The organism is Nostocoides sp. F2B08, from assembly GCF_009184895.1.
GTDB lineage: Bacteria > Actinomycetota > Actinomycetes > Actinomycetales > Dermatophilaceae > F2B08.
Window position 1 is genome coordinate 270,907 of record NZ_WESE01000003.1, and the last position, 12,559, is coordinate 283,465.

At 72.5% G+C, this 12,559-nt stretch carries 10 protein-coding genes; 2 read left to right on the forward strand and 8 right to left on the reverse strand.

Going from position 1 to position 12,559, the window contains the following annotated elements:
• Nucleotides 1–43: 43 nt before the first annotated feature.
• The gene (locus tag GA707_RS08680; protein ID WP_152178028.1) at nucleotides 44–400 is read left to right on the forward strand and encodes a hypothetical protein; all 357 of its coding nucleotides are present in this window, start codon (nucleotides 44–46) and stop codon (nucleotides 398–400) included.
• 123 nt (nucleotides 401–523) lie between these two features.
• On the opposite strand, the gene hisH is transcribed toward GA707_RS08680, so the two are convergent.
• The 8 genes from hisH to GA707_RS08720 form a co-directional block, all read right to left on the reverse strand.
• Nucleotides 524–1,168: an imidazole glycerol phosphate synthase subunit HisH gene (hisH, locus tag GA707_RS08685; protein WP_152178029.1), complete on the reverse strand. Its 645-nt coding sequence runs from the start codon at nucleotides 1,166–1,168 to the stop codon at nucleotides 524–526.
• A complete protein-coding gene (locus tag GA707_RS08690; protein WP_152178030.1) occupies nucleotides 1,165–1,764 on the reverse strand; it encodes a hypothetical protein in 600 nt (199 codons plus the stop codon). Before GA707_RS08690 ends, hisH begins: the two co-directional genes overlap by 4 nt.
• Before the next feature lie 100 nt (nucleotides 1,765–1,864).
• Entirely contained in the window at nucleotides 1,865–2,497 is a 633-nt protein-coding gene (gene hisB / locus GA707_RS08695) for an imidazoleglycerol-phosphate dehydratase HisB (RefSeq protein ID WP_152178031.1), read from the reverse strand.
• Complete coding sequence (locus GA707_RS08700; RefSeq protein ID WP_226963648.1) at nucleotides 2,494–3,714, reverse strand: histidinol-phosphate transaminase; 1,221 nt, start codon at nucleotides 3,712–3,714, stop codon at nucleotides 2,494–2,496. Before GA707_RS08700 ends, hisB begins: the two co-directional genes overlap by 4 nt.
• A gap of 4 nt (nucleotides 3,715–3,718) precedes the next feature.
• On the reverse strand, nucleotides 3,719–5,050 hold the full coding sequence (gene hisD / locus GA707_RS08705) for a histidinol dehydrogenase (RefSeq protein ID WP_152178032.1): 1,332 nt from the start codon (nucleotides 5,048–5,050) through the stop codon (nucleotides 3,719–3,721).
• A 168-nt stretch (nucleotides 5,051–5,218) separates the two neighbouring features.
• Nucleotides 5,219–8,284 (reverse strand): bifunctional [glutamine synthetase] adenylyltransferase/[glutamine synthetase]-adenylyl-L-tyrosine phosphorylase, encoded by a 3,066-nt coding sequence (locus GA707_RS08710; protein ID WP_152178033.1) that lies wholly within the window; start codon nucleotides 8,282–8,284, stop codon nucleotides 5,219–5,221.
• A gap of 34 nt (nucleotides 8,285–8,318) precedes the next feature.
• Nucleotides 8,319–9,656 (reverse strand): type I glutamate--ammonia ligase, encoded by a 1,338-nt coding sequence (gene glnA, locus GA707_RS08715; RefSeq protein ID WP_152178034.1) that lies wholly within the window; start codon nucleotides 9,654–9,656, stop codon nucleotides 8,319–8,321.
• A gap of 27 nt (nucleotides 9,657–9,683) precedes the next feature.
• Complete coding sequence (locus tag GA707_RS08720; protein ID WP_152178035.1) at nucleotides 9,684–11,669, reverse strand: glycosyltransferase; 1,986 nt, start codon at nucleotides 11,667–11,669, stop codon at nucleotides 9,684–9,686.
• A 40-nt stretch (nucleotides 11,670–11,709) separates the two neighbouring features.
• Between GA707_RS08720 and panB the strand changes: the two genes are divergently transcribed.
• Nucleotides 11,710–12,558 (forward strand): 3-methyl-2-oxobutanoate hydroxymethyltransferase, encoded by an 849-nt coding sequence (gene panB / locus GA707_RS08725; RefSeq protein WP_152178036.1) that lies wholly within the window; start codon nucleotides 11,710–11,712, stop codon nucleotides 12,556–12,558.
• The last annotated feature ends 1 nt before the right edge of the window (nucleotide 12,559 follow it).

A 12,559-nucleotide genomic window follows, 5' to 3' on the forward strand; every position in this document is an offset into this window, starting at 1 on the left:
CAGAAACGGCTGGGCGCGGTCACCGACCGCTACACACGCGCGTGTGGAGAAGCGCACCGACGACTCCGGCGACCAGGAGTCCTTCGCGCGACGAATCGCGGATCGGGTGGCCGGCCCCGTCGACGCCTTCCAGATCATGACCGAGGCCGACGAGGAGAAGGCCGACGCCGCTCTCGAGAGCCTCCTCGACGCCGATTCGGCGGAGGATCTCGTTCTGCACGAGACGGCCAGGGCGGCCCGGCCACTCGCCGATCCCGACCGGTTCGGCTCCGCCCACCGGGCCGTCGTCCGCGCCTACAGGACCTCTGGGACGCCGTCGGAGACGCCGGAGTGCCACCGAGGGACGCCAGCCGCAGGTTCGTCGCGGTCGCCACGCTGCTCCTTGTCCTCGGCTGGGTGATCGCCCCCATCGCCGCAGCGGCGTTGTACCGGTTCACCCTCTGACCCGCTACAACGCAAGCGTCCGTAGCGACCCGGCGCGACCCTGACCGCCAGGCGCCAGCGGGCGGTCCCGAAGAGCGTGTCAGAGGGTCTGGAGCCAGTTGCGCAGGAGCGCCAGGCCGGCCTCGCCGGACTTCTCCGGGTGGAACTGGGTTGCGGTGAGGGGGCCGTTCTCGACGGCGGCCACGAAGGACTCGCCGTGGGTCGACGTCGTCACCCTGGGCGCCACGACCGTGAACGCGCCCGTCGGGACCGGCATCTCCCACTCGCGCACCGCATACGAGTGGACGAAGTAGAAGCGTTCGTCCTCGATCCCCGCGAACAGCGCGGATCCCACGGCGGCCCGCACGTGCGACCAGCCCATGTGCGGCACGATGTCGGCCCGTAGTCGCTCGACCCGTCCGGGCCACTCCCCCAGGCCGGGTCGGGGCGTCGGGCTCGGCTCGTCGGAGCCCTCGAACAGCACCTGCATCCCGACGCAGATGCCGAGGACGGGGCGACCACCCGCGAGGCGACGGTCGATGAGGAGCGGACCGTGGGCCGCCGACAGCTGTTCCATGCACGAGTGGAAGTTGCCGACGCCCGGCACGAGCAGCCCGTCTGCTGCGAGGACGGCGTCGGGGTCTCCCGTCAGCTCGACGACGGCGCCGACGTGCTCGAGGGCGCGCACCGCCGAGCGGACGTTGCCGCTGCCGTAGTCGAGGACGACGACGGACGGTCCGGTCATCGGGTCTGCTCCTCGCGAAGGTCGTCTGCGGTGAGGGAGGCGAAGGTCTCCACGGACTTCTCCTCAGGCTCGGTCACGGGCACCGCGCGGGGGGCGCCGAGGATGAGGTCGACCGCCGGCAGGTCGAGGGCGAGCATGACGCCGGTGAGCCACTCGTCCGCACCGGCGCGGTGCGTCCGCAGGGCCTCGAGGACTCGGCCGCGAGCACCGGGGCGCCCGGCCGCGGCGGCGAGGTCGGCGATGCTCGGGGCGGGCAACGGCGGAAGGGTATGCGTGCCGCGCCCCGGCGTCCAGGCCAACCATGCGGTGCTCGGGCGCACCCTGCCGAACTGGAGGGTGAGCAGGCCCCGCTCCCCCGCCTCGTCACGGGTGACGAAGAAGCCGATGCCGGGCCGCTGGCTGCGGCGCAGCGGATGACCCGCGAGCGCCGGCACGACCGCGTCGTAGGGCTCCCCCACCCGGGTCTGGGACTCGGCGGGGCAGATGCCGACCCACGCGCCGGCGGGCACGACGTGGGCCGCGACGACTCCGCGGCGCACCCACGCCTCGGTCTCTGAGGGGGTGCCCTTGACCAGGAGCACGCCGCGTACGTTCACCGGCCGCATCCTCTCCTGTCGCCGACTGGTCACGGTCACATCGTGCCGCACGCCCGGACCCGCGCGGGGTTCCCGGTGGCGTGTCCCGCGCCTGGACCGCTTAGAGGACGCCCTTGGCGCTCGGGACTCCCTGGACGCGGGGGTCGCGGGCGACGGCCGCGCGCAGAGCCCGAGCGATCGCCTTGAACTGGGCCTCGACGATGTGATGCGGGTCGCGCCCTGAGATCACGCGAACGTGCAAGGCGATGCCGGCGTGGTGTGCGAGGGTCTCGATGACGTGGCGCGTGAGCGAGCCGACGTACTGGCCACCGATGACGACGTACTCCTGACCCGACGGCTCTCCCACGTGCACCGCATAGGGCCGGCCCGCGACATCCACGACCGCCTGGACGAGGGCCTCGTCGAGCGGGACGGTGGCGTCGCCGAAGCGGCTGATGCCCGTCTTGTCGCCGAGCGCCTCCTTGAGCGCGTCGCCGAGCAGGATCGCGACGTCCTCGACCGTGTGGTGGGCGTCGACGTCGATGTCGCCGGTGGCCTCGATGTCGAGGTCGATGAGGGAGTGCTTGGCCAGCGACAGAAGCATGTGGTCGTAGAACCGAACGCCCGTCGAGACGGTGCCGCGGCCGGTGCCGTCGAGGTCGATCCGCACGCTCACCGAGCTCTCCGAGGTCGTGCGGGCCAGGCTGGCGGTGCGGTGGGTGGCACGGTCGTCGGTTGGGTCGTCGGTGCTCATGCGGTCTCCCGGCGGGACGAAGGGGCGGGCTGAGGGCAGGGTCGGGGGCTGGGGCTGTCGGCGGTCGGTCCGGCGGAACCGCCGAGGACGGCGGCGAGGGCGTCGAGGAACGCGGTCGTCTCCGCCTCCGTGCCGGCCGTCACCCGAAGATAGTGGGCGATGCCGACGTCGCGGACGAGGACGCCCCGGTCGAGCAGCGCCCGCCACGTGGAGGCCGAGTCCGGGAGGAGGCCGAAGAGGACGAAGTTGGCGTCGCTCGGCACGGGCGTCAGGCCGAGGTCGGGCAGTGCGGCCACGATGCGGTCGCGCTGGGCCTTGATCGCGCCGACGGTCGCGAGCATGAGGTCGGTGTGCTCGAGGGCGGCGAGGGCGACCGCCTGGGTCTGGGTGCCGAGGTGATAGGGCATCCGCACCAGTCGCAGGGCGTCGGTCAGGGACGGGTCGGCCGCGAGGTATCCGAGCCGGGCGCCGGCGAGGGCGAACGCTTTGCTCATCGTGCGGGTGACGACGAGTCGCGGGCGTCCGGCGAGCAGCGTCAGCGCGGACGGCGTGTCGTCTCGGGCGAACTCGGCGTAGGCCTCGTCGACGACGATCAGGGCGTCGGGGGCGGCGTCGTGCACGGCCTCGACGACGTCGAGCCCGAGGGCGGTGCCCGTCGGGTTGTTCGGGGAGCACAGGAAGATCACGTCGGGAGCGTGCTCACGCACCTGTGCCGCGGCGCTCTCCGCGTCGAGATCGAAGGGCCGGCCCCCCTCGGGGCCGTCCGCCCCGAGCATGCCGCGCATTCCGTCGACCCAGCGGGTCCCGGTGGTGCGGGTGATGATCGGGTGCATGGAGTAGGCGGGCGTGAAGCCGAGAGCGCTTCGTCCCGGTCCCCCGAACGCCTGGAGCAGGTGGAGCAGGACCTCGTTGCTGCCGTTGCCCGCCCAGACCTGCTGCGGGCCGATCGCCGTGCCGGAGCGGGAGAGGTATGCTGCGAGCGCCTTCCGCAGGTCGGTGAACTCACGGTCGGGGTAGCGGTTCAGGCCCGACGCGGCCGCACGGACGGCCGCCGTGATCGACTCGACGACGATCTCCGGAACGGGGTAGGAGTTCTCGTTCGTGTTCAGCGCCACGGGGACATCGAGCTGCGGCGCGCCGTACGGCGACTGACCGCGCAGGTCAGGGCGCAGCAGCGCGTCGATCTCCGGGCGCAGGCCCGGACTCCTCGAGGTCACCGGCTCACTCCAGCTCGGGCAGGCGGGCGATGATCGCGTCACCGTGGCCGGGCAGGTCCTCGGCACGGGCCAGCGCGACGACGTGGGCGCCCACCTCGCGCAGCGCGTCCCGGTCGTACTCGACGACGTGGATGCCGCGGAGGAAGGACTGCACGGACAGGCCGCTGCTGTGGATGGCGCAGCCACCGGTCGGGAGGACGTGGTTGGAGCCGGCGCAGTAGTCGCCGAGGCTGACCGGAGCCCACGTGCCGACGAAGACGGCACCGGCGTTGCGCACCCGGGCGGCGACCTCTGCCGCGTCCGCGGTGTGAATCTCGAGGTGTTCGGCAGCGTAGGCGTTGACGACATCGAGTCCGGCGTCGACATCGTCGACGAGGACCACCCCGGACTGGGGGCCCGCCAGCGCCGTGCCGACCCGCTCCTGGTGCTTGGTCCGGGCCACGCGCCGCTCGAGGGCGGCGGCGACCGAGTCGGCGAACTCGGCGCTGTCGGTGACGAGCACCGAGGCGGCCAGCGGGTCGTGCTCGGCCTGGCTGATCAGGTCGGCCGCCACGTGCTCTGCGTCGGCCGTGGCATCGGCGAGGATCGCGATCTCGGTGGGTCCGGCCTCGGCGTCGATGCCGATGAGCCCCTTGAGGAGTCGCTTGGCGGCCGCGACGTAGATGTTGCCCGGGCCCGTGACGAGGGAGACCGGCTCACAGACCTGGTCGGCGTCGTCGAAGCCGTAGGCGAAGCCGGCGACCGCCTGCGCTCCACCCATGGCGTACACCTCGTCGACCCCGAGGAGGGCGCAGGCGGCGAGGATCGTGGGGTGCGGCCAGCCCGTGAACCCCTGAGGTGCCTCCCGCTGGGGCGGACTGGCGACGGCGACGCTGCCGACCTCGGCCAGCTGGGCCGGGACGACGTTCATGACCACGCTGCTCGGGTAGACCGCGAGCCCGCCCGGGACGTAAAGGCCCACCCGGTCGACCGGCACCCACCGCTCGGTGACCCGCCCACCACGGCTGACCTGGGTCACACCGTCGGTGCGCCGCTGGTCGGCGTGCACGAGCCGCGCACGCCGGATCGACTCCTCCAGCGCCTCACGGACGGTCGGGTCGAGGGCGTCGAGCGCGGCGGTGATGACCTCGGCGGGCACGCGGAGCCGCTGCGGGCGGACGCCGTCGAACCGCTCGGCCGCCGCATACAGCGCCTCTGCCCCACGCTCGCGCACGTCCTCGCAGATCGGACGGACCGTATGCAGGGCCGCCTCGACGTCGAACTCGGCGCGCGGCAGGGCCGTGCGCAGGTCTCGCAGCGTGAGGCTGCGTCCACGCAGGTCGAGGACGGACATCATGATCTCGAGTCTACGAGCGCGTCTGCGGTGCCCCCGAACCCGTCTCACCGCCCCCGGCCGCCGCCTGTCCTTTCTCTCTCCCGGAGAGAAAGGAGTCCTTCGGGACGGAAGGTTTCCTTCCCGAAGCGAGAGGTTCCGTCCCGAAGCGAGCGCGGGCGCTGCGAGAGGTCAGTCGTAGAAGAGCTGCTCGTGAGCCGTTCGGGCGCGGCGAGCATAGCGGCGGTAGGTGTCGGTGAGCATCTCGCCCGAGCCCGCGGGCATGCCGAGGATCCTGGCCACCCCGTCGGCCTCGCGCGGGTCGCTGGGCAAAGACTCCAGACCGCGCGAGCGGAACAGCACCCCGGCGTTGCGGATCCGCGACGCCAGCTCCCACGCCCGCCGCAGATCCGTGCCGCGCTCGTCGTCGATGAGTCCGGCGGCGACAGCCGCGTCGAGGGCCTCGAGCGTCGACGGCGTCCGCAGCGACGGTTGCTCGTGAGCGTGGCGGAGCTGGGTGAGCTGGACGACCCACTCGACGTCGGACAGACCCCCGTGTCCGAGCTTCAGGTGCGTCTTGCGGTCCGCGCCCCGGGGCAGCCGCTCGGCCTCCATGCGCGCCTTGAGACGGCGGATGTCCCGCAGCTGCTCCGCGCTCAGGCCACCCTCGGGCCAGCGCAGCGGGTCGATGAGACCGACGAAGCGCTCCGCGAGCGACTCGTCGCCGGCCACCGGCGTCGCTCGGACAAGCGCGTGGCGCTCCCACACGTGCGCCCAGCGACCGTAGTACTCGGCATAGGAGGCGAGCGAGCGCACCAAGGGCCCGTTCTTGCCCTCGGGCCGCAGGTCGGTGTCGATCTCGACGATCGGGTCCGGCCCACGCTGCCCGAGGACCTTGACGAGCTCCTTGACGATCTCCACGGCCTGGTCCTGGGCCGCCTGCGCATCGACGCCGTCCGAGCCGCCCTCCACCGGGTCGTGGACGAACAGGACGTCGGCGTCCGACCCGTAGCTCTGCTCGCCGCCCCCGAGGCGTCCCATCCCCACGACGAGCATGCGGGTGAGCGGGCGACCTCCCGTGCGGGCGACGACATCCTTGGTGACCTGCTCGAGCGCCACCTCGATCAGGGCGGTCGTCACCGCCGTCAGGGCGGCACCCACCTCGCCGAGCCCGATGCGTCCGGTCAGGTCGGCGACGGCGATGCGGAAGAGCTCGGAGCGCCGGATCACCCGGGCGGCGGCGATGGCGTCGACAGCGGTGTCCCGACGGCCGGCGGCCGCCCGCATACGCGTGAGGATCTCGTCGCGGGTCCGCGGGCTCAGGCCCTTGGGGTCACCGAGGAACTGGACGCTCTCCGGCGCCTGCTCGAGCAGGTCGCCGGCATAGCGGGACCGTGCCAGGGTGTGGGCGAGGCGCTCGGCGGCGGACCCCTCGTCCCGCAGCAGGCGCAGGTACCACGGCGTCGAGCCGAGCTCGTCCGAGATCCGGCGGAACGCGAGCAGTCCCGCATCGGGGTCGGCCTCGTCGGCGAACCAACCGAGCATGACGGGCAGCAGCTGCCGCTGCAGGGCGGCCCGCCGGGACGGCCCCTCTGTGAGCGCCTCGAGGTGTCGCAGCGCCCCGCGCGGATCGCGGAAACCCAGGGCCGAGAGCCGCTCGCGGGCGGCCTCGGGGGTCAGGCGGGCCTCGTCGCGGGAGAGCCGCGCGACCGCGGACAGCAGCGGCCGGTAGAAGATCCGCTCGTGGAGGCGGCGCACCTCGCGCTGGCGGGCCCGCCACCGCGCGACGATCTGCTCGTCGGGCTGGCTGCGCAGCCCGAGAGCCCGCCCGAGCCGCCGCAGGTCCCCGGCGCCGCTCGGCATGACGTGGGTGCGCCGCAGTCGGTGCAGCTGGATGCGGTGCTCCAGGGTGCGCAGGAAGCGGTATGCGTCGGCCAGCGTCGCGGCGTCCTCCCGACCGACGTACCCGCCGGCCGACAGGGCGGCGAGCGCCTCGAGGGTGTTGCGGGACCGCAGGGCCTCGTCGCTGCGACCGTGGACCAGCTGCAGCAGCTGGACGGAGAACTCGATGTCCCGCAGCCCGCCGGGACCGAGCTTGATCTGGCGGTCGGCCTCGGCCCTGGGGACGTGCTGCTCCACGCGGCGGCGCATCGCCTGGACCTCGTCGACGAAGTTCTCGCGGGAGGCGGCCTGCCAGACGAACGGGTTCATGGCCTCGATATAGGCCTGGCCGACCTCGGCGTCGCCGGCGACCGGGCGCGCCTTGAGTAGCGCCTGGAACTCCCACGTCTTGGCCCATCTCTCGTAGTAGGCCCGGTGCGAGGCGACCGTGCGCACCAGCGGCCCGGCCTTGCCCTCCGGCCGCAGGGCCGGGTCGACCTCCCAGAGGGAACCCGCGGCCGTATGCGCGCCGCAGACCCGCATCACGCGCGCCGCGAGGTCTGCGGCCAGGGCCGTCGACACGGCCTCGTCGACCGGCTCGCCGTCCGGTCCGACGCCGGGCTCGGCGACGAAGATGACGTCGACGTCGGAGATGTAGTTGAGCTCCCGACCTCCCGTCTTGCCCATGGCGATCACCGCGAGCCGCGTCTGCTCCGCGGCCGGTCCGAGTTCCCCGGACGCGATGACGAGCGCGGCCTCCAGCGCCGCGGCGGCGAGGTCGGCGAGTGCCTCGGCGCTGCGCTCGAACCGCTCGGTCGGCTCCTCGGCGGTCACGTCGAGCGCCGCGATCCCGAGGAGCTGCTCGCGGTAGGCGATCCGCAGGACGTCGACCGGGTCGGCGGCATCCCCCTCCTCGGATCCGGCCGCTGCGCGTTCCTCCATGGCGTCGCGGACAGCGCCGACGAGACGGTCCATGCGCTCGTGCGCGCTGAGGTCGACGGCCTCGGCGACGGCGCGCCACTGCCCCGGATGGGCGACGAGATGGTCCGCGAGGGCGACGGACGCGCCGAGCACCTTCGTCACCCGTTCCCGCGCCTGACCGGGCGAGGAGAGCGCGGAGGTGACCGCCGCATACAGCCCGGCGTCTGCGGAGGCCGTCTCCATGAGCCGGACCATGCCGAGGGCCGCCGCGTCGGGGTCGGCGGTGCGGCTCAGGCTCGCCGCGAGTCCCTCGTCCTCGATCCGCTCGGTGGTGTGGATCAGGTCGGCGACCGCCGGGTCCGACAGCAGCCGCAGCACGCGCTCGGGGTCGTCGAAGCCGAGCCGCGCGATCGCGGCAGGGAGACTTCCGCCGCGATCCCGGGCCCGATTCGTCATCGGTGCATCACCCTGGCGTCACGGACCACGGGGTTCAGAGGGCGCGCAGGTAGCGCTTGAGCTCGAATGGGGTGATCTCGTGGCGGTAGTCGTCCCACTCCTGCCGCTTGTTGCGCAGGAAGAAGTCGAAGACGTGCTCACCGAGGGTCTCGGCGACCAGGTCGCTGCCCTCCATGATCGAGATCGCCTCGTGGAGCGAGGCCGGCAACGGCTTGATGCCCAGGGCGCGGCGCTCACCGGCCGTCAGGCTCCACACGTCGTCCTCGGCCTCCGGCGGCAGGTCGTAGCCCTCCTCGATGCCCTTGAGCCCCGCCGCGAGGACGACGGCGAAGGCGAGGTAGGGGTTGCAGGCCGAGTCGAGGCTGCGTATCTCCACCCGGCTGCTCTGTCCCTTGCTCGGCTTGTACATCGGCACCCGAACCAACGCGGAGCGGTTGTTGTGGCCCCACGTCAGATGGGCCGGGGCCTCACCTCCGCCCCAGAGCCGTTTGTACGAGTTGACCCACTGGTTCGTCACCGCCGTGATCTCGGCGCCATGCGTGAGCAGGCCCGCGATGAACTGCCGACCCACCTTCGAGAGCTGGTAGGGCGCGCCCGCCTCGTAGAACGCGTTCGAGTCGCCCTCGAACAAGGACAGATGGGTGTGCATGCCGGAGCCGGGGTGGTCGGCGAAGGGCTTCGGCATGAACGAGGCGAAGACGCCCTGCTCGAGCGCCACCTCCTTGACGACGGTGCGGAACGTCATGATGTTGTCCGCGGTCGTCAGGGCGTCGGCATAGCGCAGGTCGATCTCGTTCTGGCCGGGCGCACCCTCGTGGTGGCTGAACTCCACGGAGATGCCCATCGACTCGAGCATCGTGATCGCGGCGCGGCGGAAATCGTGGCCCGTGCCGCGCGGCACGTGGTCGAAGTACCCCGCGTGGTCGACCGGGACCGGGGTGCGGCCGGCCTTCGTGCCCCGCTCGAAGAGGAAGAACTCGATCTCGGGGTGGGTGTAGAAGGTGAAGCCCTGGTCGGAGGCCTTCGTCAGCGCCCGCTGCAGCACGTTGCGGGGGTCGGCGTAGCTCGGCGTGCCGTCGGGCAGCAGGATGTCGCAGAGCATCCGCGCCGTTCCCGGCGCCTCACCCCTCCAGGGGAGAATCTGGAAGGTCGACGGGTCTGGCCGGGCCAGCATGTCCGCCTCGTACACCCGCGCGAACCCCTCGATGACCGAGCCGTCGAAGCCGATCCCCTCGGCGAAGGCGCCCTCGAGCTCGGCCGGGGCGATCGCGACAGACTTCAGCGTGCCGAGCACGTCGGTGAACCACAGCCGGACGAACCGGATGTCGCGTTCCTCGATGGTGCGAAGGACGAACTCCTGCTGACGATCCATGTCCAGATCCTGTCAAAGTCGCAGCGGCTACGGGTGGGAGGTCCGCACCCCGGTCCCGATCCCGGTCGAGCGCCGCAGCCCGACCGCGAGCGGGATGAGGTCGCGCTGCCCTCCGCTGTGCGTGACGACCACGCCCGCGGGGTCCTCGGCGTCGGTGACGGTGACCTGGGTGGCGTGGGCCCGCAACGCCGCGACGACGCGCTCGCGGGTCTGCGGCAGCTCGGTCCACTCCCCCCGCCAGCGCACCCCCCGGCGCGTGGGCAGCACCTCGACGAGAGGCACGCCGGCGAGCACGGCGGCCAACGCTCCGACGTGGTGGAGGTGGACGTGGTCGGGGTGTCCGTAGCCTCCCGTCGAGTCGTAGGTGACCAGGTGTGTCAGCCCCGCCGCCCGCACCCATTCGGCGACGCGCTCGGCGACCTCCTCGACCGGCGCGCTCGTCAGGGCGCGCTCTCCCAGGTCGTCGGCCGGGCCGGCCACGGTCTCGGTGATCCACTGCATCCCCGAGTCCTCGTAGTCGAGCAGCTCCGGCGGCTGCGCACCGAGGGCCGCCAGCGCTGCCGCGAGCTCGTCCATCCGGTGCTCGTGCAGCTCCTCGGTGCCCTCGAGGTGGCTCAGCGGACCGGCCACGACCTCGCCCCGCTCACCGCGGGTGGCGGTCAGGACGTGCACCCGCACCCCGTAGTCGACGAGGTCGGCGATGAGGGAGCCGGTCGCGAGCGACTCGTCGTCCGGGTGGGCGTGCAGCAGGCCGACCGCCGGGGCCGAGCGAAGGGCCGGGAGGATGTCGCGCCGCGCGGTGGCGGACACTGCGTCCGCGGCGGCCTCCGCGAGGCGGCGGTACAGGCCGACGAGGTGGTCGGCGTGCTCCTCCCAGGAGAACCCCAGGGCATGGGTGCGGCCGTTGCGGCCCAGGCGCCGCGCATACCCCTCGTCGTGGAGGACCCGGGTCATCGCCGCCGCCCAGAGGCTCGGCTCACGTTCGGGGATGAGGACGCCGGAGCAGCCGTGCACGACGGCCTCGGTCAGCCCGCCGGCGGCCGATGCGATGACCGGCACCGAGCTCGCACTCGCCTCGAGGGCGATCAGACCGTAGGTCTCGGAGTGGGACGGGACGAGGACGATCCGGGAGGCGCGGAGCATCCGGGCCAGCTCGTCCGGTGCCTTCGGTCCGACGAAGTCGACCTCGTCGGCGAGGTCGTGCTCGGCGACGATGCGGTCGAGCTCGTGCCGGTAGTCGGCGAAGTCCTCGGAGGTGTCGCCGGCGATGACGAGCCGAGGCCGCAGGGGCGGGTCGAGCAGGGCGTATGCGGCGAGCGCCAGGTCTGCGCCCTTCAGTGGTTGCAGCCGGGCTGCGAACAGGAGGTACGGCTCCTCCCGCCAGGGCTCCTCGCCGGCGAGCAGGGGGCGGAACATCTGTGGGTCGACACCCGGGGAGACGATGCGGATCCGGCTGGGGTCGCCGCCGCAGCGGTCGATGACGGTGCGCGCCTCCGCGTGGCTCACCGCGATGACGAGGTCGCTCTCCTGGGCGGCGAACCGCTCCCCCGGGACCCGGCGCGGCGACTCGGGCGGCTCACCCTCGCCGAGGGGGCTGTCCGGCAGGGCGGCGACGGAATGGAAGCTCTGGACGTGCGGCACGCCCCACTCCCGTGCGCAGGGGATGGCGGCGACGCCGGACATCCAGTGGTGGGAGTGGACGACGTCCGGCGCATCGAGGCGCCGGAGGTGGCTCGAGAACTCCTCGAGATGGTCGTCGATCCGGCTCTTGGCCAAGGGAGTCGGCGGTCCGCCGGGCAGGTGGCGCAACGTGACGCCCGGGGCGACCTCAACGACGTCGGGCACGTCGGGGTCAGCGCGCCGCGTGACCATCTCGACGGTGTGACCGAGCGAGGCCAGTGCGTGGGCCTGATGTCGCTCGACGACGTTCATCCCACCGGCGTCACCGGCTCCGGGGATCGCGATCGGCGAGGTGTGCATCGAGACGAAGCGGATCGACAACGGCCCAGTCACGCAGGTCAACCTACCCCGTCACCGCCCTAGGATCGTCACCATGAGCGAGTCCCCCGCACCGTACGGCACCGGCGTGCAGGCCGCCCCCCAGCGGCGCATCCGTATCCCTCATCTGCAGAAGATGAAGGAGGATGGCGAGAAGTGGGCGATGCTCACCGCCTACGACATGTACACGGCGGAGATCTTCGACGAAGCGCGCATCCCGGTGCTCCTCGTCGGCGACTCCGCGGGCAACAACGTCTACGGGTTCGAGACGACCGTGCCGGTCACGGTCGACCACCTCGTCCCGCTGTGCCGTGCGGTCACCCTGGCGGCCAAGCACGCCATGGTCGTCGCCGACCTGCCGTTCGGGTCCTACCAGGCCAGCCCTCAGCAGGCGCTGACGACCGCGACCCGCTTCATGAAGGAGGGCATGGCGCACGCCGTCAAGCTCGAGGGCGGGAAGGCGATGGTGCCCGAGGTCGAGCTGCTCGTGCGGGCCGGCATCCCCGTCATGGGGCACATCGGCTTCACCCCCCAGAGTGAGCACGTCCTCGGCGGCTACAAGGTGCAGGGCCGTGGAGCCGGCGCGGCCAAGCTCATGGAGGACGCGCTCGCGCTCCAGGAGGCGGGGTGCTTCGCCGTCGTCATGGAGATGGTACCGGCGCCCGTCGCCGCCGAGGTCACCGCGGCGTTGCGGATCCCGACGGTCGGCATCGGCGCCGGCCCGCACTGCGACGCGCAGGTGCTCGTGTGGCAGGACATGGCGGGGCTTCGCGGCGGGCGCGCCCCGCGGTTCGTCAAGAAGTACGCCGACCTGCGCGGCGAGCTCGCCCGCGCGGCGACGGAGTACGCCGCCGAGGTCCGCGACGGCTCCTTCCCCGCCACCGAGCACTCGTTCGAGGAGTGAG

Coding starts and splice junctions, on each gene's coding strand:
- hisH (WP_152178029.1), bottom strand. CDS start 1,168: ATGACCGGACCGTCCGTCGTCGTCCTCGACTACGGCAGCGGCAACGTC.
- hisB (WP_152178031.1), bottom strand. CDS start 2,497: ATGAGCACCGACGACCCAACCGACGACCGTGCCACCCACCGCACCGCC.
- hisD (WP_152178032.1), bottom strand. CDS start 5,050: ATGATGTCCGTCCTCGACCTGCGTGGACGCAGCCTCACGCTGCGAGAC.
- GA707_RS08710 (WP_152178033.1), bottom strand. CDS start 8,284: ATGACGAATCGGGCCCGGGATCGCGGCGGAAGTCTCCCTGCCGCGATC.
- glnA (WP_152178034.1), bottom strand. CDS start 9,656: ATGGATCGTCAGCAGGAGTTCGTCCTTCGCACCATCGAGGAACGCGAC.
- panB (WP_152178036.1), top strand. CDS start 11,710: ATGAGCGAGTCCCCCGCACCGTACGGCACCGGCGTGCAGGCCGCCCCC.